A 22809-nucleotide genomic window follows, 5' to 3' on the forward strand; every position below is an offset into this window, starting at 1 on the left:
GCAGATGCAACCCGCTTGTGCCGCAAACACTTAGCCGATAACCATTCGCCCATGACCATGATTTCAACCCTTCCGGACGACCGGCAGGCCAAACGCAATGTGGCCGTGCTGGTGGCTGCCCAAGCCATCCTGGGTGCGCAGATGCCGATGATGTTCATCGTCGGCGGGCTTGCAGGTCAATCGCTGGCCTCGAACCCCTGCTTGGCGACGCTGCCGATATCCCTGATCGTTCTGGGATCGATGCTGGCAGCCACGCCGATCTCGGCCATCATGCAAAAATGGGGCCGTCGCGTGGGGTTCCTTGTCGGGGCAACCGCCGGTGCACTGGGCGGGCTGATCGGGGCCTATGGCCTGTTTCTGGGCTCGTTCCCCATTTTTCTTGTCGGCAGCCTGCTGACCGGCATCTACATGAGCGCACACGGGTTCTATCGCTTTGCGGCAGCAGACACCGCGTCAAACGACTACCGCCCAAAAGCGATTTCATACGTGATGGCCGGTGGGCTGGCGGCCGCCATCATCGGGCCTCAGATCGTGAAACTTACGTCTGAAGCTTACGTCATCCCTTTTTTGGGAACATATATGGCCGTAATCGGGATCAACGTTCTGGGCTCGGCGCTGTTCTTCTTTCTCGACATTCCGACGCCTGCGAAACCTGCGGCCGATGAACCCAAGGGGCGGTCACGGATCGAGTTGTTGAAAACACCCCGCATCGCCGTCGCGATCATCTGTGCCATGGTGTCTTATGCGTTGATGAATCTGGTGATGACCTCGACGCCGCTTGCCGTTGTCGGATGTGGATTTTCCGCCAATGACGCAGCGGATATCGTGACCAGTCACGTGCTGGCAATGTATGTCCCCAGCTTCTTCACCGGGCACCTGATTGCCCGGTTTGGCGTTGAGAAGATCGTCGCTCTGGGTTTGGCCATACTTGCTGCATCAGGGGTGGTTGCGCTGCAAGGCGTTGAATTGGGTAACTTTTTTGTCGCCCTTGTTCTTCTGGGCATTGGTTGGAATTTCGGATTCATCGGCGCGACCACGATGCTGGCCGCGTCGCATGAACCGCATGAACGCGGGCGGATGCAGGGCCTCAACGACCTGCTGGTGTTTGGCGGTGTGACATTGGCATCGCTGGCCTCGGGCGGGTTGATGAACTGCTCGGGCGGATCCGCGATCGAGGGGTGGAACGCCGTCAACCTTGCCATGATCCCCTTGCTGACACTGGCAGGTGGCGCATTGCTGTGGCTGGTTTTGCGCCCGGCCGATCCCGAAAGGGTCTGATCACCAGCGCCCGCTGCCGACGGTCCACATCAGGGACAGTCGCTGACGCATTTCGCCTGGTTCCAGCGCTCCAGCCGCCACCCGCTTGGGTTGGGCGATGGCCTGCTTAAGCACCCGTTCCGCCAACCAACCTGCATACAGCGCGGGACGCGCCTCAGGTGCGATGTCGGCCCGGTTTGATCGCGCCTTGCGCAATCGGTCCAAAGCGGATTGGGCCAGTTGCTGAACGCCACCCGTCGACCCATTAAGCAAAGGTACGCGACCCCGCTTTTCCAGTTCGGGAATGGCGCGGAACCAATTTGCCACACCGACTCCGTACCCGAAATCGCGCAACACGCTTTCATCCGCCGCACCCAGCGCCTGCGCCGAGGCGACGAAAAGAGATCCGGAACTGTGGTTGATATAGGCGTCAAAATGTTCCTGATCCTCGAACGGATCCCGGTATATATCCCAACGTCTTACGGCAACAAATTCATCCAGAACGCCTGCCAGATGCGGCGACAGGACCCGCGACAAAGGCGTCACCACCTCGTGCCGCCGCACCGCGGCCCCTTCTGCAATCTCCTGCAACGCGTCGCGCCACCATTGCAGCCGCATTTCGGCAATCATGGCCTCTTGCGTCACCCATGGCGCGCGGGCGACTTCGACATTCAACGCATAGATCGGAAACAAAACCACGCGGGCCGCGACCGGAGCAGCCATCGTCGCCCGGAACCGATCAGGATCCGCACGCTGTACCAGCGCGGCGCAGGCTTTGACATCATCGTCGAAGGTCCCACTCACTCGGCCGCAGCCTTTTGCGGATCGCAATCACGGACCAGTTTCCACTGGATCGCATCCAGCAGCGCCTCAAAGGACGCATCAACTATGTTCGCACTAACACCCACCGTCGACCAGCGCCGCCCCTGACCGTCTTCGCTGTCGATGATGACGCGGGTCACCGCTTCGGTCCCGCCCTGGGTGATACGGACCTTGAAATCGACAAGGCGCATGTCTGACAAAACCTGCGAGTATTGTCCCAAATCCTTCGCCAGCGCCTTGGCCAGCGCGTTCACAGGCCCCCTGTCGTTTCCGGAGTCGTCCATGGACTCGCTGACCGACAGTTTCTTTTCACCGTCCACTTTGACCACGACGACAGCCTCGGACAGGCTGACCATCTTGTTGTATTTGTTCTTCCGACGCTCAACAGTGACCTTGTAGCGTTTGACCTCGAAGAACTCAGGCAGTTGCCCCAGTTCATCCCGCGCCAACAGTTCGAAACTGGCCTGCGCGGTGTCGTAGGAATACCCAACCGCTTCACGATCCTTGATCCGCTCAAGGATGCGGCCCAATGCGGGATCACCGGCTTTGACGCTCAGCCCCGCCTCGGTCAGGCGTTTGCGCAGGTTCGACTGACCCGCCTGGTTCGACATCGGAATGATACGTTCATTGCCTATGCTCGCAGGGTCCACATGTTCGTAAGTCGACGGGTCCTTAAGGATCGCGCTGGCGTGCAACCCCGCCTTATGCGCAAAAGCCGACGCGCCCACATACGCCGCCTGCTTGCTGGGAACGCGGTTCAGGACATCGTCCAACATGCGGCTGATGCGGGTCAGCCTGGCCAGCGCATCAAGGCTGACGCCGGTTTCGAACTGCGAGGCGTAGGGTTCTTTCAGCAGCAATGTCGGGATCAGCGCCGTCAGGTTTGCGTTGCCGCAGCGTTCCCCCAGACCATTCAGCGTTCCCTGAATTTGCCGCGCACCTGCTTCGACCGCCGCCAGAGAACAGGCCACTGCGTTCTCGGTATCGTTATGGGTGTGAATACCCAACCGTTCACCCGGCAGACCGGCCGCGATCACTTCGGACACGATCCGCCCGACCTCGGACGGCAACGCGCCGCCGTTGGTGTCACACAGCACAACCCATCGCGCGCCCGCCTCCAGCGCGGCCCGGCAAACTTGTGTCGCGTATTCGGGGTTGTCCTTGTACCCGTCAAAGAAATGTTCGGCATCGAACAACGCCTCGCGCCCTTGCGCCACGATATGCGCGACCGAAGCACGAACGTTTTCCGTGTTCTCTTCAAGCGAAATGCCAAGCGCATGGGTCACGTGATAATCATGTGACTTGCCAACCAGACAAACGGCCTGCGTACCCGCATTCATCACCGCAGCCAGCACATCGTCATTCTCGGCCGAGCGCCCTGCCCGTTTGGTCATGCCAAAGGCCGTCAACCGGGCCGCGGTCTTTGGCGCCGCCTCGAAAAACGCGCTGTCGGTGGGGTTGGCACCGGGCCAACCGCCTTCGATGTAATCCACCCCCAATGCGTCCAGCGCCTGTGCGATCTGCACTTTTTCAGCGGTTGAAAACTGCACGCCCTGCGTCTGCTGCCCGTCACGCAGGGTCGTGTCGTAGAGGTAGAGGCGTTCTTTGGTCATCAGACCTCCTCCAGCTTGGCAGCATCAAAACCGGCGCCCGGCACCAGTTCAACACCTTCCTTGCTCATTCGCACCTCAAGCCCCGCCGCAACATACGCCGCCTTGAGGCGATCGACCTCCGAGAAATCCTTGTTTTCCATTGCAGATACGCGCGCCTTTGCCAAGCGATCTGCATGGGCCGACAGATCGACCTGCTGCGTCTGAGCCCACGACGGGACATCGTTGCCCAACAATCCCAAAAATTGCAGCGAATGCCGCAACCCCACGACATCGTCAGCGATCGATAACTGGTGGAGTTCGGCGATGGCACCGGCTGTGTTCAGGTCATCGGCCAAAAAGTTAACGACTTGAGGATGCGGCTCGCCATAACCAACCCCTTGCGCGGCCTGCGCGTAGAATTTGCGCAAGGTTCGCTCCGCTTCACGGGCCTTTTTTTCAGTCCAATCCATCGGCTTGCGGTAATGCGTCTGCAAAAAGACAAACCGGATCACTTCACCCGGCACGCCTTGCTCCAACAGATCGTGAACTGTGAAGAAATTGCCCAGAGATTTGGACATTTTCTTACCTTCGACCTGCAGCATCTCATTGTGCAACCAGTATCGAGCGAACTCACCTTCCGGGTGCGCGCAGCAGCTCTGGGCAATCTCATTCTCGTGGTGCGGGAACATCAGGTCGTTGCCGCCACCATGGATATCAAAACTCTCACCCAGCAACTCATAGCTCATGGCCGAGCATTCGATGTGCCAGCCCGGACGTCCCCGCCCCCATGGGCTGTCCCAGCCCGGCAGTTCATCGGTCGAGGGTTTCCACAGAACGAAATCCATCGGGTTCTTCTTGTAGGGCGCCACCTCGACCCGCGCGCCGGCGATCATGTCATCCACCGAGCGCCCCGATAGCTTGCCATAGCTTTCTTTCCAGCTATCCACCGCAAACAGAACATGACCTTCGGCGGCATAGGCATGGCCCTTGGCGATCAGGTCTTCGATCATCGCAATCATCTGTGCGATGAACTGGGTCGCACGCGGCATCTCGTTCGGCTCCAACGTGCCCAAAGCGCCCATATCATGCAGGTACCAGCCGATGGTTTCATCCGACCGTTGCTGCACCAATTGCTCCAGCGTGCCTTCCGCGCCCGCCTGTTTGCGGGCCAGCGCGGTGGCGTTGATCTTGTCGTCCACGTCGGTGAAATTGCGCACATAGGTCACGTGCTCTGCGCCATAGACGTGGCGCAACAGACGATAAAGAACGTCGAACACGACCACCGGGCGGGCATTGCCCAGATGGGCGCGGTCATAGACCGTCGGACCACAGACATACATCCGCACGTTGTCAGGGTCGATCGGTACGAAATCTTCCTTCGTCCGCGTCCGCGTGTTGTGCAGCTTGATCGTCGTCATCGGTCGGGCTCCTAGAAAACAGCAAAGGCTTGCGCGTTGGCGCGGGCTTAGCAACTTGTCTCAGGGATGAAAACGAAAGAAACCGGCCCGCTTGATAAATCAGCAGGTAATGCAGCAGATAATGATGCAGGTCACCGGGTTCATGCCCCTCGGTTAGCACGGGATTCCCGCCAAGCCAAGCGTTGAGTTTGATCACCCGGTCCGGCAGAGTGCCCGTCATGGATCGAGACCTCATCAATTCCATCTGCAAGGAATTTCCCGGTGCAGAACTGTCAGACCCATGGGGCGGCGGTCATGACGCGTGGAAAGTTGGCGGCAAGATGTTTGCCTGTATCGGAATTGCAAATGACGGTGTTTCCGTCAAAACGCCCGACGTGGAAACGGCTCAGATGCTGATTGATGCCGGTGTCGCGGTGAAAGCCCCCTATTTTCACCGCAGCTGGGTCCGCCTGCCGTTTGATGCCGAGACCGAGGAGCTGCGCCATCGTTTGACGGCCTCCTATGACCTCGTGCGCGCATCGCTGACAAAAAAGCTTCAGGCAACGCTGGCGCAGCGAAGCTGATTGACAAACGGCCACTGCTCTGCCCCATTCAGCGCAAAGCAACCAGAGGCGATTTCATGAGATTGTCTGAACGCATCACGCAGATCACCGGCGGCGGCAGCGATGGCTGGGACGTGTTCTATCGCGCCCGCCGGATGTTGAGCGAAGGACAAGCCGTAACCGAATTGACGATCGGTGAACATGACACCCGAACCGACCCTTCGATTCTTCGGGCGATGGAGCTGTCGACCCGCAACGGCCATACAGGTTACGCGATGGTACCCGGCACGGACCTGCTGCGCGACACGGTCGCCGCGCGGGTTCAGACCCGCACTGGCGTTCCGACCTCTCGGAACAATGTTCTGATCACCCCCGGCGGGCAAGCCGCCCTGTTCGCGGCACATATGGCCGTTTGCGATCCCGGTGATGTCGGATTGTATCTCGACCCGTACTACGCCACCTACCCCGGCACGATTCGGGGTGTTGGCGCCGTCGCCCGCGCAGTTCAAACCGCCGCTGACGACGCTTTCCAGCCCCAGGCCGAGCGGATCGATGCCGCTGCTGAAGGCGCGGTTTCGCTGTTGATCAACACGCCGAACAATCCGACCGGCGTGGTCTATTCCCGTCAATCGCTCGAGGCGGTCGCTGACGTGTGCAAGCGACGCGATCTTTGGCTGATCTCGGATGAGGTATACGACACGCAGGTCTGGGACGGTGAACATCTTTCTCCGCGTGCGCTGCCCGACATGGCAGAGCGAACGCTTGTGGTTGGATCCATGTCCAAGTCCCACGCCATGACGGGGTCTCGGTGTGGATGGGTCGTCGGCCCCGAGGAGGTCATCGCCCATCTGATCAATCTGGCGACCCACACCACCTACGGCGTTCCCGGGTTCGTGCAGGACGCGTCGAGTTTTGCGCTGACCGCGGGTGTTGAACTTGAAGAAAAAATCGCCGCTCCGTTCCGCCGCCGCCGATCCTTGGCCATGGATATTCTAGCCTCGCAAAACATCGTCGGCCTCGTCCCCGCGCAGGGCGCCATGTATCTGATGCTGGATATCCGCGCGACCGGGATGTCGGGGGACGCGTTTGCCAACGCGCTGCTGGACGCACACAAGATTGCCGTCATGCCCGGCGAAAGCTTCGGCAAGGCCGCTGCCGGGCACATACGGGTGGCCATGACCGTGGCGGATGAAGGTTTTGCGGATGCGCTGAAAACGCTGTGCGAATTCGCGTCGCAACTTGCGAGGAAGCACGCAGCTGAATAAGCCCGTTGTCAGAAACGGAACGTTGTGCGCAGGTTAAATACGTTGGAATCCAAACCACCGGTGGATCGGGTAACATCATCGAAATCTTGCCGCAACGCCTCGCCACTTATGACAAAATTGTCGCCAATCGGATAAGCGATGCCTATCCCGTAAACAGCGGCGGTATCGCTGTCGACAGATGTTTCGGCCCGTGCCGCGCCAACGACGACATACCCCAGCGCGCTGCCGAAATCGTACCCGCCACGCAGTTTCAATCGGGTCATGCTGTCCAGACTGCCCTGAGACTGGCTGAGGTTCAGGGAAAGGCGGTTGTATTCAAGTTCACCGCCCAGAACGAAAGCCCCGAAATCCCGATCATAGCCTACATGCGCACCAAAGGCGGTGTCGTCCCCGCTTGATCCACCCGGTCCATCCGCATCGCCATACCCAAAGCTGAGCCCAACGTACCCCCCTGTCCAATCCTCTGCCAAAACCGGGCTGGCGTTGGCCGTCAGAGCCACGACAATCAGGACAGAAAAAAGTTCAAAAGTCTGTTTCAACGCGATTTCACTCGGGCTTCAGATCATGTGTTAACTTACAATTCAACTGGGATCGCTTTTGTCAGAGTTCAATTCCTTGCACGCAAAGCTCAAGAGTAAGTGAATGCAGTATAACAGATTTCTGTCCTCGAGGGAGAAAATCTGCCTCAGAATTCCGTCAGAGGTTTGTTGGGCAGATATTTGCTGAAGTAAATTCCGTTGAGGTCGCAAACAGAACAGATTGCGTCGCCGTGTTTTGGAATTGTTGCGCCAAACGTTGAGAGGCGGAATGACTGACCACGACTGGAAAATCAGCCTGATCAGCCGCACCATTGGTGCGGACCGGGGGCGTGCAGCGAGAGGACGGCCGTAAGCGGCCATTTGCCAGTTCCCCAAACATCTCTCACAGATCGGAAATAGAAATGAACGACCAATCCCGCAACACATCGCGCAGCGGCGGTCGCGCTGCGCGTCGCGCTGCCCGTGCAACCGCATTGCCTGAACATCTGCGCCCCGTGCGCCCCGGTATGGAAGGCGGTGTCCTGAATGTCCTGACCCAAGCACAGATCGAACGTATCCACGAGGCCGCCCTGACCGCATTGGAAACAATTGGTCTGGCGGACGCGCCGCAAAGCGGGATCGACTATCTGGTTGGTGCAGGCTGCGCATTGGGCGACGATGGCCGCGTCCGCTTTCCCCGTGCGCTTGTCGAAGACACGATCGCAAAGGCGAACCGCAATGTCACTTTGTACAGCCGTGACGGGAAAACCGATCTGGACCTGACAGGTACAAAAGTACATTACGGCACGGCTGGTGCAGCCGTTTCAATGGTCGACGTGCATGGTCGCGAGTATCGCGATTCAACCGTTCAGGATTTGCACGATGCCGCACGTATCTGCCAACAGCTTGACAATATTCACTTTGTTCAGCGCCCCATGGTCTGTCGCGACATCACGGACAACCTGGAAATGGACCTGAACACGATCTACGCCAGCTGTTCAGGAACATTCAAACACGTCGGCACATCCTTCACGGAACCCAGCCACGTCGCCCCCGCGATGGAGATGATCTATATGATCGCGGGCGGCGAAGATAAATATCGCGAGCGACCATTCGTGTCGAACTCGAACTGCTTCGTCGTCCCACCGATGAAATTCGCCACTGAAAGCTGCGAAGTGATGGAGGAATGCATCAAGGCCGGAATGCCGGTTCTGTTGCTGTCAGCCGGAATGGCTGGCGCCACCGCGCCATCAACCATCGCCGGAGCAATCGCCCAGGCCACGGCGGAATGCCTTGCGGGATTGGTTTATGTAAACGCCGTAAGTCCCGGCGCGCCGGCAGTTTTCGGCACCTGGCCCTTTGGTCTTGATCTACGGACCGGCGCAATGTCCATCGGTTCCGGCGAACAAGCCCTGCTGACGGCAGGCTGCGCCCAGATGCACCGTTTCTACGACTTGCCGGGGGGCGCGGCAGCCGGCGCATCAGATTCGAAGCTGCCCGACATGCAGGCCGGGTGGGAACAGATGTGCTCGAACGTGATGGCCGGGCTGTCCGGTCTGAACATGGTATATGAAGCCGCTGGCATGCACGCCTCGCTGCTGGGGTTCTGCTTTGAAAGCCTCATCCTCAGCGACGACCTGATCGGTCAGGCGCAGCGCTGTGTGCGCGGGATCGAAGTGACCGATGAAACCCTGGCGTTGGATCAGATCGCATCCGTATGCATGGGCGGCCCCGGTCATTATCTGGGCACCGATGCGACCCTCAGCCGGATGCAGGCCGACTATGTCTATCCGACCTTTGGTGACCGCTCTTCCCCCAAGGAATGGGTGGAGCTTGGCAAGCCGGATCTGGTTGAAAAGGCAGTGGCCCGAAAGAATGAGATCCTGTCCACCCCGTCGGCGGCCCGGTTCGACCCGGTTCTGGATGCTGAGATTCGAGAAAAATTCAACATTCACTTGCCGTTATAGCATCAGAAAAAGCGGCCCGATGAGTGTCGGGCCGCCCTTTCTTGTCTACCCGTTGCTGGGTGGAAGCAAACCTGCCTCTTGTGCAACGGCCACTTCATCAGCATCCAGCGCCCCGTCGCCATTTGCGTCCATCGCCGAAAATGTATCGGCGTCAACGTCGGGCAACACGGCCTGAATTTCTTCGATGGTCAGAACGCCATCGCCATTGGCGTCGGTTGAGGACTGCGCCGAGAGCACTCCCGGCAAGGTCAGTGCAGCAATGGAAATCCCAATCAAGTACTGCGGTTTCATTTTCGTGCCTCCTGGATAAGTTGATTATGTCTTCGTCCGGACAGGCCCCAGAAACACCGGAACAGCCGCAGGCGTCACCCGTTTTACGTGATTTCCGGGAAATCGCGCCAATCTTTGCGTGTTTGCCCGAGTCGGTGTTGCGACACACCGCCGGGCAAAACCTTGCCAGACCCGTTTCGGCAGAACTTGCCCGACAGGCATGGCCCGATCCGGCAGGACCGCGCTTATCCGGGCAACCAGTCGCAAAAAAGAAAGGGGGCCGAAGCCCCCTGTCAGTTTCGCCATCCAGGCTCATTTCGTTGACCGCCCGGTGTTTTTTTTGCCTGCGGCCTGGACGTCGCATGGAACGAGCGCACCCGTTCCGTGAAAGAGTGGGAGGGAGCAAATATTCCGCCCCACCCTGTTTCCGGCCAACACGGGCATGTCGGCCGAGTGGACCAAGGCATCAACGGTAAGTCTCAGTGCCTTGCTCCGTATTCGTCGGGGTCGGTACCTGTGGCAGCCATCCGACCCCTGCACCCCGGGTTGCCGGGGCGCTAAACTCAGCTACACCCGCTTGTCGCACCGCAGGTGTTGCATTTCATGCAAGTGCCGTTGCGCACCAGCGTGTAGTTTCCGCATTCGCCGCAGGGATCGCCCTCGTACCCCTGCATCTTGGCCTTTGTGCGGGCGTCCATTCCGGTGGCCACCGCCGTTTCGGCTGCCGGTGCTTCGAAGGAAGCCGCTGGTTCAGCCATACCGTTCACCTCGACCTGACCCGCGTTGAACACAGCCAGATCTTGCGGCAAGCGCTTGCGCAGATAGCCGGTGGAGCTGATTTGTTTCAGCACTTCCAACGACTTGGACGCGGCTGTATCGCTGATTTCCGATACATTCGAGACACCCTCGTCCTCGCCCCGACCCAAATCGTCAAAGGTTGCGCCTTCGGGTTTCACGTGGGCCAGATCGGTGCGGTCCAGATAGGACACGGCCAGTTCGCGGAAGATGTAATCCAGGATCGACGTTGCGTTCTTGATCGAGTCGTTGCCCTGCACCATCCCCGCGGGTTCGAACTTGGTGAAGGTGAAGGCGTCCACGAATTCTTCCAGCGGCACACCGTATTGCAGACCGACCGACACGGCGATGGCAAAGTTGTTCATCATCGCACGGAAGCCAGCGCCTTCCTTGTGCATGTCGATGAAAATCTCGCCCAGCTGGCCGTCTTCGAACTCACCGGTGCGCAGATAGACCTTGTGGCCACCAACGATTGCCTTCTGGGTATAGCCCTTGCGGCGATGCGGCAGTTTCTCACGATGGCTGCGGATGATCTCTTTGACCACAACCTTCTCGATCACCTTTTCGGCCAGAACGACAGCCTTTTCCTGCGCCGAGCCGCTCTCCAGCACCTCTGCCGCCTCATCGTCATCCTCGACCAGTGCTGCCGCCAGCGGTTGAGACAGTTTCGAACCGTCACGATAGAGCGCGTTGGCCTTCACACCCAGCGACCAGCTGAGTTCATAGGCTTTCTGGCAATCCTCGATGGTCGCGTCATTCGGCATGTTAATCGTCTTCGAGATCGCACCCGAGATGAAGCTCTGTGCCGCCGCCATCATGGTGATATGGCTTTCAACTCCAAGGAAACGCTTGCCTTTTTTCCCGCACGGGTTGGCGCAGTCGAAGATCGAATAATGCTCTTCCTTCAGATGCGGCGCACCTTCCAGCGTCATGGTTCCGCAGACATGGTCGTTGGCCGCGTCGATATCCGCCCTGGTAAAGCCCAGATGGCGCAGCAGATCGAAGGTCGGATCATTCAGCTTGGTCGCCGGGATGCCCAGAACACCGGTGCAGAAATCCTCGCCCAGTGTCCACTGGTTGAAGACAAACCGGATGTCGAACGCGCTTTCCAGCGCGGCGTCCACCTTGGCCAGTTCATTCGGGCCAAAGCCATGACCGGTCAGCGAGGTGTGGTTGATCCCCGGCGCATTGCCGATGGTGCCGTGACCAACTGCGTAGGATACGATCTCTTCGATCTGCGACGAGGAATAGCCCAGCTTTTCCAGCGCCGATGGCACCGAGCGGTTGATGATCTTGAAATACCCGCCACCGGCCAGCTTCTTGAACTTCACCAGCGCAAAATCAGGCTCGATCCCGGTGGTGTCGCAATCCATCACCAGACCGATGGTGCCGGTGGGCGCGATCACGGTGGCTTGCGCGTTGCGATAACCGTTCTTCTCACCAAGGCTCAGCGCCTCGTCCCAGGCGGACATGGCCAGATCGACCAGGCGCTTGTCCGGGCAGTTGCCGTGATCCAGCGGCACCGGTTTGACGGCCAATTTCTCGTAGCCTTCCGTCACACCCTGCGCCGCGCGGCGGTGGTTGCGGATGACACGCAGCATATGCTCGGCGTTGCGCTCATAGCCTTTGAACGGGCCAAGCTCTCCGGCAATTTCAGCCGATGTCGCATAGGCCACGCCGGTCATGATCGCGGTCAGCGCACCGCAGATCGCCCGGCCTTCGTCCGAGTCGTAGCTATAGCCCATGTTCATCAGCAGACCGCCGATATTGGCATAACCCAGACCCAGCGTGCGAAAGTCATAGGACAGTTGCGCGATTTCCTTCGACGGGAACTGCGCCATTGTCACCGAGATTTCCAGCGTCAGTGTCCACAGGCGTGACGCATGCATGTAGTCCGCCGCCTGGAACTCACCATCCTTCAGGAAGGTCAGCAGGTTCATCGAGGCCAGGTTACAGGCCGTGTCATCCAGGAACATGTATTCCGAGCACGGGTTCGAGCCGCGGATCTCACCATCTTCGGGGCATGTGTGCCATTCATTGACGGTATCGTGGAACTGGATGCCCGGATCGGCGCAAGCCCACGCGGCGTGGCCGACCTTTTCCCAAAGATCACGCGCCTTGACGGTGCGGGCAACCTTACCATCGGTGCGGTTGATCAACTCCCAATCGGCGTCTTTTTCAACGGCGGTCAAGAACGCGTTGGTCACACGGATGGAGTTGTTCGAGTTCTGACCCGAAACCGAGCTGTAAGCTTCCGAATCCCAGTCTGTGTCGTAGGTTGGGAACTCGATGCTGTCGTGGCCCTGCCGCGCGTAATCCAGCACGCGTTTTATGTAGGTCTCGGGGATCGCAACCTTTTTGGCCTCACGCACCGCCTTCTTCAAAGCGTCATTAGCGTTCGGATCATAGGCGTCATCGGCAGATCCATCCCAAGACCGGATGGCCTCGAAAATGCCGTTCAGCATCTTCTCGTGCATCTTCGATCCGGCAACGATCGAGGCCACCTTCTGTTCTTCAATCACCTTCCATTCGATGAATTGCTCGATGTCCGGGTGATCTGCATCGACGATCACCATCTTTGCTGCCCGACGGGTTGTCCCGCCTGATTTGATCGCGCCAGCGGCGCGGTCGCCGATCTTGAGAAAGCCCATAAGGCCCGAAGACTTGCCGCCACCCGACAGTGCCTCGCCTTCGGCCCGCAGATGGCTGAAGTTGGTGCCTGTTCCGCTCCCGTATTTGAACAGGCGCGCCTCGCGCACCCACAGATCCATGATGCCGCCTTCATTCACCAGATCATCATCGACTGACTGGATGAAGCACGCGTGCGGCTGAGGATGCTCATAGGCCGATTTCGACTTGGTCAGCTTGCCGGTCTTGTAATCGACATAGTGGTGCCCCTGCGCCGGGCCATCGATTCCATACGCCCAGTGCAGGCCCGTGTTGAACCACTGCGGCGAATTCGGCGCCGCGCGCTGGGTTGCCAGCATATATCGCATCTCGTCGAAATAGGCGCGCGCGTCTTCCTCGGTCGAGAAATAGCCGCCCTTCCAGCCCCAATAGGCCCAGGCGCCGGCCAGACGGTCGAACACTTGCTTCGACGATGTTTCTCCTTCGAACTCTGCGCCGTCCGCGGGAACCGATCGCCACAGGAATTCAGGAACGTCTTTTTCTTTCACTTTCTTGAGCTTGGTGGGCACCCCCGCCTTGCGGAAGTATTTCTGCGCAATCACATCACTTGCGACCTGCGACCAGCTCGAGGGGACTTCGATGTCATCCAGACGAAAAACGATTGTACCGTCCGGATTTCGGATTTCAGATGTTGCAGACACAAAATTCAGTTCCGCATAGGCGTCCTGATCCGGTTTGGTGAATTTTCTTTCAATCTTCATGTCCGCAGCCCTGGTTAATACAGCTCAATTTCCGATTCCCGACACCAAATCTTGTGTTGCAGGGTGTCGCCCACAACGCCCTGAGACGCGCGCAAAAAGGTACTGTTCGCTGTCTGAAACAGCGCAAAGCCGCAAATGCGACCGCACGTAAAACGATTGTGCTTTTCCGACCCTCGCCCGCTGCCTTTTCCGGATTATACACCAGATATTGTGGCAATCTCGTTGGCCCATACAATTTGACGTATGTTCCCATAGAAGGTCAACGCCCTTTTTCGGTCATTTTCCAAATCTTTTTTGTTGACCTGATGGTTGCGTGAAGCCTTCTGCGTGCAGGTCGCGATTCCTCCACAACTTCATCCACGGCGTATTTCCGCCGATATTTTGAACTCTCAAAATGAATTCCCGTTTTTACCAGCATAGTTATCTGCATTTGATCAACTAACGACATGCTGGTTACGCTGAAACGGAATCAATGCTGTCCGGGCGGACTGTCCCGCGCCATGTGCCGAACGGTCTACCCACGAGCGAGGGAGCTCAAGCGAATGAAGTTGTTTCATTTTATCCCGGCCACAGCCTGCATCGTGGCGTGCGCACCACAGGATGTGCCCATCCCGTCACGCAGCGCACAGTTCGACTCCTTCCCTCAACGACTGTTCGACACGTTTGAAACCAGCTGCTCGGGCCCTGGCGAGTCTTTCAGGAAAACCGGGAATCAAATCTTTGAATGCAGCGAGTTCCTGCCCCCCAAGGCGACAGCTTATCTGATTCTGAACTATGACGGCCATCCGCAGGAGCTGCCGCAAAGCGTCATGCGCCTTACGTCAACAAAAACAAACGCAGGGTATCGCGTGGACGCGCGTGTTTTCTTCCACGTCCCGCAAAAATCCGGTGCGGCAGTTGAAGTTCCGGTTGAAAGCAAGGTTCTGAACCAAGCCATCAGCGAGCTCTACCAGACAATGGGTGGCTCGCCGAATTAGCTTGATGGAAGTGGTCGGGGCGGCAGGATTCGAACCTACGACCCCCTGTACCCAAAACAGGTGCGCTACCAGACTGCGCCACGCCCCGGACCGTGCGCCTTCCTAACGACGCCGATCTGATTTGAAAAGCCCTAACAGGGCCAAATTGCAGGTCCTTGCGAAAAAATTTCGTGCTTCATCTGTGTCCCGGGCCTGATAGAGTAGCGCGCGGACAATCCTGCATTGATTTCCAGCACCGCAAATACGGAATCGCCCCCTTCAATCGGCGTAAGATCACCCGGAATCGCCTCTTCATGCACACGCGTCACCAAACCGGTGCGATCCAGAAATACCATATCGAGCGGGATCAGGGTGTTCTTCATCCAGAACGCAACGGGCTGCGGCGGATCAAAGACGAACAGCATACCGGATCGAGCCGGCAACGATTCGCGAAACATCAAACCGCGGGATCGCTCTTGCGGAGTAACGGCGACTTCCACGTTAAATTGCACCATCGCACTGTCATTTCTGAGCGTGACACGGTCCGATCTGCATGCGGCAGCGGCAACTCCTGTCCACAAAGTTACGAAAATGGTCAAGAGTATCCGAAGCCGTTTCATTCGGTTCAGCTATCCAAAGCCGCTTCCCAGGCCAGAACCTGCGCGGCCATCCGACCCCGCTTGCCGTCGATCACCCTCATGGCCAGCGCTTCACCAGGTTGCAGATCGGCAAGCCCCGAGCGGCGCAGCACCTCGATATGAAGGAATACGTCTTCGTTGCGCCCAAACACATTGGCGAATCCGAAACCTTTGCCCTTGTCGAACCATTTCACCCGCGCGGCTTCCAGCGGCGCTTTTGCAATGACCTCCGGATCCAACTCGGCAAAATCAGCTAGCATCATCGAGTCGGTCCGCGCCGGCGGATCAATCGCAACGACCTCGACCGCCTGAACCCCTCGGTCCGTGCGGTGAGTCATGATTTCAATGCTGGCGCCATCCGCAACCGAGCTCTGGCCGTAGTTGCGCAGAACATTCACATGCAACAGAATATCCGGGCCGCCCTCTTCGGACACAACAAAGCCAAACCCCTTGGCGGGGTCGAACCATTTTACGTGTCCACGGACGCGGTACATGTTGTTCAGGTCTTCTGGCACGGTTTTCCCATCGCGAATTTCAGCAGTTCGTTAAGGGTTTGTTGTTTAGGGGAATGGCAGACAAATTCAAGCTGAAAAGATTGTTTGTTTTCTGCCTGTTGCATTTCACGACACGTGAACGTCATGGATTCAACCTTTCAACATGCCATGCCGATCCCGGCTCAATTCGTTGCCATCTGAACCGGTCATGCAAGCGGAATGCACCATCGGCCCAGAACTCAATCTCGGTGGGCGTCAATCTGTACCCGCCCCAATACGGCGGACGCGGTGGATTTGGCCCAAGTTTCGCCGTCACTTTCGCGACCTCTGCCATCAAAGCTGCCCGGCTTGAAAGCGGTTGCGACTGCTTTGAAGCCCACGCGCCCAGTCGGCTTTTCAATGACCTTGATGCATAATACTCATCTGCCTGGGGCCCATTTTCACGACGTATTGTACCACGAACACGAAGCTGACGCCGCAAAGATTTCCAATGCATCACAAATGCAGCTTTTCCGGCTGTATCCAGTTCCTTGGCCTTGGCGCTTTCGTAGTTCGTATAAAAAACAAACGAGTCCGCTTCGATTTCCTTGAGCAACACCATGCGAGCATTTGGCATGCCATCTGGATCAACGGTTGCAAGCGCAATCGCATTCGGGTCGTTCAATTCGGTTTTTTCAGCCTCGGCAAGCCACCGGGCCGCTATTTCAAACGGATCGGAGCCAGCAAAGGTGCCATCACGCTCGGTCATTTCCATCCCCTGGAAAGTACTAACGACGAACCTAAGGCGAGAACCCGCTGCGGGCAAGAGCGCACGGCCTTGATGCAACGCAACCAATGGCATAAACCAACTCAACATAACGCGAAGACAGGCGGAGAACCGAACATGTCAAATCAGTTGATGGCCGGCAAGCGCGGCCTCATCATGGGACTGGCCAATGACAAATCAATCGCATGGGGAATCGCCCGCGCCTTGTCGAATGCCGGGGCCGAGCTGGCCTTTTCCTATCAGGGCGAGGCTTTGAAAAAGCGCGTCGACCCGCTGGCGGCGCAATTGGGCAGCGAAATCGTTCTGCCCTGCGACGTCAGTGACGAAGCGTCCATCGACGCGCTGTTTGCAGCGCTGGAAGAGAAATGGGGCAAGCTGGACTTCGTCGTCCACGCCATCGGCTTTTCCGACAAGAACGAGCTGCGCGGTCGCTATGTCGACACCAGCCGCGCAAATTTCAAACTGACGATGGATGTTTCGGTATATTCCTTCACAGCCGTGATGCAGCGTGCCGAAAAGATGATGTCAGAAGGCGGCAGCGCTGTGACCCTGACCTATTACGGCGCCGAGCAGGTCATGCCGCACTATAATGTCATGGGCGTTGCCAAGGCCGCGCTGGAGGCGTCGGTCAAATACCTGGCCGAGGATCTGGGCAAGGATGGCATCCGCGTAAACTCGATCTCGGCCGGCCCGATCAAGACGCTGGCCGCCAGCGGCATCGGCGATTTCCGCTATATCATGAAGTGGAACGAATATAACTCGCCCCTGCGCCGGAACGTGACCATTGACGATGTCGGAAACTCGGCGCTGTATCTTCTGTCGGATTTGTCCAGCGGCGTAACCGGTGAGAATCTGCATGTGGATTCGGGGTATCACATTGTCGGCATGAAGGCCGTTGACGCCCCGGACGTTGAAAAAGGTTAAGAACATGAGCGCCAAGGACCGCCTGCCCCACGAAAAAGGCTTTCACATCAGCTGGGACCAGATTCATCGCGATTCGCGTGCACTGGCCTGGCGTCTTGACGGGCAAGGTCCCGATGATGGCAACTGGCGGGGTGTTGTCGCGATCACGCGCGGCGGCATGGCGCCTGCGATGATCGTCAGCCGAGAACTGGACATCCGTACGGTCGATACGATCAGCGTGCGTTCATACCACCACCAGGAACAGGGTGAAGCAGAGGTGTTGAAATCTCCGGACGCCGACCTGATGGGTGACGGAACCGGTATTCTGATCATCGACGACCTGGTCGACAGCGGAAAGACGTTGGAACTGGTTCGGGACATGTACCCGAATGCGCATTTCGCGACGGTTTACGCCAAACCCAAGGGCCGCCCGATGGTGGATACCTTCATCACCGAGGTCAGCCAGGACACATGGATCTTCTTCCCATGGGATATGGCCCTTCAATATGTCGAGCCGTATCGCGGCACCGATTGATCTCTGAACAGTAGACCGCTCATGACGCTCAGCCGCACCACCGCAACATTCGCCCCTCCGGTGATGGAGGCGCGCCGATGGGTCGAGGGCGTTGCCTTCCCATCCGACCGCCCGTTGATCAACGTAAGCCAGGCGGCGCCGGTCGATCCGCCGCCGCTGGCCTTGCGGCAGGCTATGGCCGAGTTCGCCGTTCGCGAAGACAGCGCACATCTTTACGGCCCGGTATTGGGCAATGACGATCTGCGCGCCGAACTGGCGGCGCAGATCAGTTCTCACTATGCGGCGCAGGTAGACGCACCTCGGATCGCCATCACCTCGGGCTGCAATCAGGCGTTTTCGGCCGTGATATCGGCGATTACCGGCGAAGCGGATGAGGTCATTCTGCCAACCCCTTGGTATTTCAACCACAAAATGTGGCTGGACATGGCCGGAGTACAGGCCGTGGACCTGCCGACCGGGGAGGATCTTTTGCCCGATCCAGAGCGTGCGCGCGGATTGATTACCGACAAGACACGCGCCATTGCGCTGGTCACGCCCAACAATCCGGGCGGCGTCGAATACCCTACCGAACTGGTCAGGGCCTTTTTCAACCTGGCCCGTAAAACCGGGATCCGCCTGATCGTCGATGAAACCTATCGCGATTTCGACAGCCGCAGCGGCCCCCCGCATGATCTGTTTCAGCAACCCGGGTGGGACGAAACGCTTGTCCACCTTTACTCTTTCTCCAAGGCTTATCGTCTGACGGGCCACAGGGTGGGTGCCATCGCAACAAACCCGGCGTTGTTGGCCGAGGTCGAGAAATTTCTGGATACGGTCGCCATTTGCCCGGGCCAGATCGGCCAGTTCGCAGCGTTGTGGGGTATGCAAAACCTGTCGCAATGGCTGGCTGGCGAGCGTGACGAAATTCTTGACCGCCGCGCAGCCATTGCAGAAGGGATGCCAGCGCTTGAAGCACGGGGGTGGCGGCTTTTGGGACTTGGCGCCTATTTTGCCTATCTCGAACATCCGTTTGATATGCCGTCAAACGAGCTTGCGCGCCGTCTGGTCAGCGAAGCTGGCGTGCTGCTGTTGCCCGGAACCATGTTCATGCCGGATCATGACCCGGCTGGAAAACGGCAGGTGCGCATTGCTTTTGCCAATCTGGATCGGGCCGGGCTGGGCCAATTGTTCGACCGGTTGCAGGCCCTGTCCTTCTAAGCTTGCCCCTCGGCGGTGTGCGTCGTATTCAGGGCCGCAACCGACAGGGCAGAACTCTGCCGAAAAAACAAGAGGGCATCATGGCCGCAGGCGCTAAAAGTCTTTCGAAAACCTTTGTCTGGATTCTGATGGGCCTGCTGATGCTGGGCCTTGCGGGATTTGGCGCGGTCAACCTCAGCGGGACGATCCGCACAGTTGCGACAGTCGGCGACGAAAGCATCTCGGTCGATGACTACGTGCGCGAATTGCAGCGCGAGATTCGAGCGGTGGAGGCACAATCCGGGCAACCTTTGCAGATGTCGCAAGCCCGCGATCTGGGTCTGGACCGAAACACCCTTGCCCGCCTGACCGCTTTGGCGGCGCTGGACAACGAGGTCGGTCAGCTTGGAATTTCCATCGGCGATGAGAACCTTCAGCAAGAGATCATCTCGATCCCGGCATTTCAGGGTGTCAACGGAACTTTTGACCGTGAATCCTATCGCTTTCAGCTTGAACAGGTCGGCATGACCGATTCCGAATTCGAATCCGATCTGCGCAAGGAATCCGCCCGAACCATCGTACAGGGCGCAATCATGGGCGGCGTGAAAATGCCGGCAACGCTGACGGACACGATGATCGATTATATCGGCGCGCGGCGCAGCTTTGCTGTTGCAACTGTTGGAACGGAAGCGCTGGATACACCTGTGGCCGATCCAACGGACGCACAGATCCAGGCATTCTATGATGACAATGGGGACCAGTTCATGCTGCCCCGCACCAAGCAGCTGACTTACGCGATTCTGTCGCCAGCAATGTTGGTGGATACGGTCGAAATCGACGAAGACGCTCTGCGCAAGCTTTATGAAGAACGAAACGACGAATACAACCAGCCCGAACGCCGTTTGGTCGAACGTCTGAACTTCCCAAGCGAACAGGCCGCCAAGGACGCTTTGGCGCAGCTTGAGGTTGGCGGCACAACGTTCGAACAGTTGGTTCGGGATCGCGATCTGGAACTGAATGACATCGATCTGGGCGACGTCACGCGTGAGGATCTGGGCGAAGCTGCGGACGCCGTTTTTGCGGCCGAGCTTGACACTGTCGTGGGCCCGTTGCCTTCGGTGTTTGGTCCGGCCCTGTTCCGCGTCAACGGATCACTGGCTGCGAACACTGTTCCATTTGAAGAGGCCGAGCCGGCACTTCGCGAAGAGTTGGCGACTGAACGCGCCCGCCGTCTGATCGAAGCGCAATCCGAAGATATCAACGACATGCTGGCAGGCGGTGCCACGCTGGAAGAACTGGCGGAAGAAACCGAAATGGAACTGGGTCAGATCGACTGGACTCGTGACAGCGACGAAGGCGTTGCGGCCTATGACGGGTTCCGAGCGGCCGCAGAAGCCGTGCAGGAAGGAGATTTCCCTGAAATCGCATTCCTGGAAGATGGGTCAATTTTTGCCCTGCGCCTGGACGAGGTTCTGCCGCGTCGCCCGGAACCGCTGGAGAGCGCGCGCGACCGTGTCGCCGAGGCCTGGCAACAGGCCGAGATCAACAAAGCCTTACGCGAAAAGGCGGATGCCATTCTGAACCAACTGACACCTGACGGTGATTTCGCAGCGACCGGCCTGCCCTTCCGCGTCGAAAACGCCCTGACCCGCACAGCGTTTCTGGATGATGTTCCGGCCAGTTTCATGAACGAAGTTTTCGCGATGGAACCGGGCGAGATGCGCGTTGTTGAGGGCAATGGTGCGGCTTGGATAGTGCGTCTGGATGAAACACTGCCGCCGGCGGATACAGATGAACTGCGTCAGTTGCGTGATGCCCTGAGCTCGCAGATGGATCAGGCTTTGGCACAGAATATCTTTAACGCCTACGTACGTGACGCCCAGACCCGGGCGCGCCCCGTGGTGGATCAACAGGCGCTGAACGCCGTGCAGGCGAGCTTTTAAACGAGACCGATATGGCCCTGACACCCGATTTCGAAACCTTCGCGCGCGCCTATGATGCGGGCGAAAACCAGGCTGTATATACGCGTCTGGCCGCCGATCTGGACACACCTGTGTCACTGATGCTCAAGCTGACGGGCGCGCAGAAAGATGCGTTCATGCTGGAATCGGTGACAGGCGGAGAGGTTCGTGGCCGCTATTCGATCATTGGCATGAAACCTGATCTGGTCTGGCGCTGTCACGGGGAAACCTCGGAACTGAATCGCTCGGCTCGGTTCGATGCCGAGGCGTTCTCGCCCCAAGATGGCAACCCGATGGACAACCTGCGTGCGCTTCTTGCCGAGAGCCGCATGGAATTGCCCGATGACCTGCCACAGGCCGCTACCGGGCTGTTCGGGTATCTGGGTTATGACATGGTTCGGCTGGTGGAACACCTTCCGGATGTGAACCCTGATCCGCTGGGTTTGCCCGATGCGATCATGCTGCGCCCGTCTGTCATCGCAGTGCTGGATGGGGTCAAGGGTGAGGTGACGGTGGTTTCACCCGCCTGGGCCAGCGACGGTCAATCGGCCAAGGCGGCCTATGCGCAGGCGGCTGAGCGTGTGATGGATGCGGTCCGCGACCTGGAACGTGCCATGCCCGCGGAAACCCGCGATCTGGGCGACGCGCGCGAGGTCGCCGCGCCGGTGTCGAACTTTACCAAGTCCGGCTATATGGAGGCGGTTGAAAAGGCCAAGGAATACATCCGCGCGGGTGACATCTTTCAGGTTGTCCCGGCACAGCGCTGGACGCAGGATTTTCCGCTGCCGCCTTTTGCTCTCTACCGATCCTTGCGGCGCACCAATCCGTCACCCTTCATGTTCTACTTCAACTTCGGCGGTTTTCAGGTGGTGGGCGCAAGCCCCGAAATCCTGGTGCGTGTGTTTGGCAATGAAGTCACCATTCGCCCCATCGCAGGCACGCGCCCACGTGGCGCGACGCCTGAAGAAGACAAGGCGAACGAGCTGGATCTGCTGGCCGACAAGAAAGAACTGGCCGAGCATCTGATGCTGCTGGATCTGGGTCGCAACGATACCGGTCGTGTGTCAAAGATCGGAACCGTGCGTCCGACAGAAGAGTTCATCATCGAACGCTACAGCCACGTGATGCATATCGTATCAAACGTTGTAGGCGAATTGGCCGAAGACAAAGACGCGTTAGACGCCTTCTTTGCCGGTATGCCGGCAGGTACGGTTTCGGGCGCGCCCAAAGTGCGCGCGATGGAGATCATCGACGAGCTGGAGCCTGAAAAACGCGGCGTTTACGGCGGCGGCGTCGGCTATTTCAGCGCGGGCGGAGACATGGACATGTGTATTGCCCTGCGCACCGCCATCGTGAAAGATCAGAAACTCTATATCCAAGCTGGGGGTGGTGTTGTTTACGACAGCGACCCCGAAGCCGAGTTCATGGAAACTGTTCATAAATCCAACGCCATACGGCGCGCGGCAGCTGACGCCGCCCGGTTCACCGGCAACGGAAACGGCTAAAAAAGGGGCGGCCGATCAGATGATCACCGCCTCTTTTCGT

19 protein-coding genes and 1 tRNA gene are annotated in these 22809 nt (G+C 58.4%); 10 read left to right on the plus strand and 10 right to left on the minus strand.

The genetic code is table 11. The features are described 5' to 3' along the window. Positions 1-51: 51 nt before the first annotated feature. Positions 52-1278: an MFS transporter gene (locus ACR0I0_RS03875; RefSeq protein WP_171632265.1), complete on the plus strand. Its 1227-nt coding sequence runs from the start codon at positions 52-54 to the stop codon at positions 1276-1278. Here ACR0I0_RS03875 and ACR0I0_RS03880 read toward each other — a convergent pair whose 3' ends face one another. The 3 genes from ACR0I0_RS03880 to cysS are packed head-to-tail and all read right to left on the minus strand — an operon-like array spanning position 1279 to position 5089. Continuing rightward, positions 1279-2061, minus strand: coding sequence for a squalene/phytoene synthase family protein (locus ACR0I0_RS03880; RefSeq protein WP_171632262.1), 783 nt, complete (start codon positions 2059-2061; stop codon positions 1279-1281). It abuts the gene before it with no gap. Beyond that, positions 2058-3692, minus strand: coding sequence for a citramalate synthase (cimA, locus tag ACR0I0_RS03885; protein ID WP_171723215.1), 1635 nt, complete (start codon positions 3690-3692; stop codon positions 2058-2060). The genes ACR0I0_RS03880 and cimA overlap by 4 nt, the downstream gene beginning before the upstream one ends. Further along, entirely contained in the window at positions 3692-5089 is a 1398-nt protein-coding gene (gene cysS / locus ACR0I0_RS03890; RefSeq protein ID WP_480490250.1) for a cysteine--tRNA ligase, read from the minus strand. Before cysS ends, cimA begins: the two co-directional genes overlap by 1 nt. A gap of 218 nt (positions 5090-5307) precedes the next feature. Between cysS and ACR0I0_RS03895 the strand changes: the two genes are divergently transcribed. Both ACR0I0_RS03895 and ACR0I0_RS03900 read left to right on the plus strand, forming a co-directional pair. Further along, on the plus strand, positions 5308-5652 hold the full coding sequence (locus ACR0I0_RS03895) for an MmcQ/YjbR family DNA-binding protein (protein WP_480490252.1): 345 nt from the start codon (positions 5308-5310) through the stop codon (positions 5650-5652). A gap of 56 nt (positions 5653-5708) precedes the next feature. Beyond that, positions 5709-6896, plus strand: a complete 1188-nt coding sequence (locus tag ACR0I0_RS03900) for a pyridoxal phosphate-dependent aminotransferase (RefSeq protein ID WP_480490253.1) — start codon at positions 5709-5711, stop codon at positions 6894-6896. Between the two features lie 8 nt (positions 6897-6904). On the opposite strand, the gene ACR0I0_RS03905 is transcribed toward ACR0I0_RS03900, so the two are convergent. Further along, positions 6905-7435 (minus strand): outer membrane protein, encoded by a 531-nt coding sequence (locus ACR0I0_RS03905; protein ID WP_245217972.1) that lies wholly within the window; start codon positions 7433-7435, stop codon positions 6905-6907. A 401-nt stretch (positions 7436-7836) separates the two neighbouring features. Here ACR0I0_RS03905 and ACR0I0_RS03910 point away from each other — a divergent pair, with 401 nt between their 5' ends. After that, on the plus strand, positions 7837-9381 hold the full coding sequence (locus tag ACR0I0_RS03910; protein ID WP_210092400.1) for a trimethylamine methyltransferase family protein: 1545 nt from the start codon (positions 7837-7839) through the stop codon (positions 9379-9381). 45 nt (positions 9382-9426) lie between these two features. Here the strand turns inward: ACR0I0_RS03910 and ACR0I0_RS03915 are convergent, their stop codons facing one another. Both ACR0I0_RS03915 and ACR0I0_RS03920 read right to left on the minus strand, forming a co-directional pair. Further along, the gene (locus ACR0I0_RS03915) at positions 9427-9672 is read right to left on the minus strand and encodes an EF-hand domain-containing protein (protein WP_117868858.1); all 246 of its coding nucleotides are present in this window, start codon (positions 9670-9672) and stop codon (positions 9427-9429) included. Between the two features lie 542 nt (positions 9673-10214). Next, complete coding sequence (locus tag ACR0I0_RS03920; RefSeq protein WP_480490255.1) at positions 10215-13835, minus strand: vitamin B12-dependent ribonucleotide reductase; 3621 nt, start codon at positions 13833-13835, stop codon at positions 10215-10217. Positions 13836-14377: 542 nt separating this feature from the next. Between ACR0I0_RS03920 and ACR0I0_RS03925 the strand changes: the two genes are divergently transcribed. Further along, on the plus strand, positions 14378-14812 hold the full coding sequence (locus ACR0I0_RS03925) for a hypothetical protein (RefSeq protein WP_171723209.1): 435 nt from the start codon (positions 14378-14380) through the stop codon (positions 14810-14812). An 11-nt stretch (positions 14813-14823) separates the two neighbouring features. On the opposite strand, the gene ACR0I0_RS03930 is transcribed toward ACR0I0_RS03925, so the two are convergent. The 4 genes from ACR0I0_RS03930 to pdxH all read right to left on the minus strand — a co-directional run bounded on the left by ACR0I0_RS03930 (position 14824) and on the right by pdxH (position 16671). Further along, positions 14824-14900 (minus strand) — tRNA-Pro (locus ACR0I0_RS03930). Positions 14901-14943: 43 nt separating this feature from the next. Continuing rightward, the gene (locus ACR0I0_RS03935; protein WP_480490257.1) at positions 14944-15411 is read right to left on the minus strand and encodes a DUF192 domain-containing protein; all 468 of its coding nucleotides are present in this window, start codon (positions 15409-15411) and stop codon (positions 14944-14946) included. Positions 15412-15416: 5 nt separating this feature from the next. Next, on the minus strand, positions 15417-15923 hold the full coding sequence (locus ACR0I0_RS03940) for a cold-shock protein (RefSeq protein WP_216598188.1): 507 nt from the start codon (positions 15921-15923) through the stop codon (positions 15417-15419). A gap of 142 nt (positions 15924-16065) precedes the next feature. Continuing rightward, a complete protein-coding gene (gene pdxH, locus ACR0I0_RS03945) occupies positions 16066-16671 on the minus strand; it encodes a pyridoxamine 5'-phosphate oxidase (RefSeq protein WP_480490755.1) in 606 nt (201 codons plus the stop codon). A gap of 135 nt (positions 16672-16806) precedes the next feature. Here pdxH and fabI point away from each other — a divergent pair, with 135 nt between their 5' ends. From fabI to trpE, 5 genes are all read left to right on the plus strand, one after another. Beyond that, the gene (fabI, locus tag ACR0I0_RS03950) at positions 16807-17613 is read left to right on the plus strand and encodes an enoyl-ACP reductase FabI (RefSeq protein WP_171228263.1); all 807 of its coding nucleotides are present in this window, start codon (positions 16807-16809) and stop codon (positions 17611-17613) included. A gap of 4 nt (positions 17614-17617) precedes the next feature. Beyond that, complete coding sequence (gpt, locus tag ACR0I0_RS03955; protein ID WP_152458089.1) at positions 17618-18127, plus strand: xanthine phosphoribosyltransferase; 510 nt, start codon at positions 17618-17620, stop codon at positions 18125-18127. A 21-nt stretch (positions 18128-18148) separates the two neighbouring features. Further along, positions 18149-19324, plus strand: coding sequence for an aminotransferase (locus ACR0I0_RS03960; RefSeq protein ID WP_480490259.1), 1176 nt, complete (start codon positions 18149-18151; stop codon positions 19322-19324). An 80-nt stretch (positions 19325-19404) separates the two neighbouring features. Beyond that, the gene (locus ACR0I0_RS03965; protein WP_480490260.1) at positions 19405-21246 is read left to right on the plus strand and encodes a peptidylprolyl isomerase; all 1842 of its coding nucleotides are present in this window, start codon (positions 19405-19407) and stop codon (positions 21244-21246) included. 11 nt (positions 21247-21257) lie between these two features. Then, entirely contained in the window at positions 21258-22769 is a 1512-nt protein-coding gene (gene trpE / locus ACR0I0_RS03970; RefSeq protein WP_171632227.1) for an anthranilate synthase component I, read from the plus strand. Positions 22770-22809: the final 40 nt, after the last annotated feature.

The sequence above is a fragment of the Ruegeria sp. AG6 genome, assembly GCF_056541565.1.

Coding starts and splice junctions, on each gene's coding strand:
- ACR0I0_RS03895 (WP_480490252.1), top strand. CDS start 5,308: ATGGATCGAGACCTCATCAATTCCATCTGCAAGGAATTTCCCGGTGCA.
- ACR0I0_RS03920 (WP_480490255.1), bottom strand. CDS start 13,835: ATGAAGATTGAAAGAAAATTCACCAAACCGGATCAGGACGCCTATGCG.
- ACR0I0_RS03935 (WP_480490257.1), bottom strand. CDS start 15,411: ATGAAACGGCTTCGGATACTCTTGACCATTTTCGTAACTTTGTGGACA.
- ACR0I0_RS03925 (WP_171723209.1), top strand. CDS start 14,378: ATGAAGTTGTTTCATTTTATCCCGGCCACAGCCTGCATCGTGGCGTGC.
- ACR0I0_RS03965 (WP_480490260.1), top strand. CDS start 19,405: ATGGCCGCAGGCGCTAAAAGTCTTTCGAAAACCTTTGTCTGGATTCTG.
- ACR0I0_RS03940 (WP_216598188.1), bottom strand. CDS start 15,923: ATGTACCGCGTCCGTGGACACGTAAAATGGTTCGACCCCGCCAAGGGG.
- trpE (WP_171632227.1), top strand. CDS start 21,258: ATGGCCCTGACACCCGATTTCGAAACCTTCGCGCGCGCCTATGATGCG.
- ACR0I0_RS03960 (WP_480490259.1), top strand. CDS start 18,149: ATGACGCTCAGCCGCACCACCGCAACATTCGCCCCTCCGGTGATGGAG.
- ACR0I0_RS03910 (WP_210092400.1), top strand. CDS start 7,837: ATGAACGACCAATCCCGCAACACATCGCGCAGCGGCGGTCGCGCTGCG.
- pdxH (WP_480490755.1), bottom strand. CDS start 16,671: ATGACCGAGCGTGATGGCACCTTTGCTGGCTCCGATCCGTTTGAAATA.
- cysS (WP_480490250.1), bottom strand. CDS start 5,089: ATGACGACGATCAAGCTGCACAACACGCGGACGCGGACGAAGGAAGAT.
- gpt (WP_152458089.1), top strand. CDS start 17,618: ATGAGCGCCAAGGACCGCCTGCCCCACGAAAAAGGCTTTCACATCAGC.
- fabI (WP_171228263.1), top strand. CDS start 16,807: ATGTCAAATCAGTTGATGGCCGGCAAGCGCGGCCTCATCATGGGACTG.
- ACR0I0_RS03900 (WP_480490253.1), top strand. CDS start 5,709: ATGAGATTGTCTGAACGCATCACGCAGATCACCGGCGGCGGCAGCGAT.
- cimA (WP_171723215.1), bottom strand. CDS start 3,692: ATGACCAAAGAACGCCTCTACCTCTACGACACGACCCTGCGTGACGGG.
- ACR0I0_RS03915 (WP_117868858.1), bottom strand. CDS start 9,672: ATGAAACCGCAGTACTTGATTGGGATTTCCATTGCTGCACTGACCTTG.
- ACR0I0_RS03875 (WP_171632265.1), top strand. CDS start 52: ATGACCATGATTTCAACCCTTCCGGACGACCGGCAGGCCAAACGCAAT.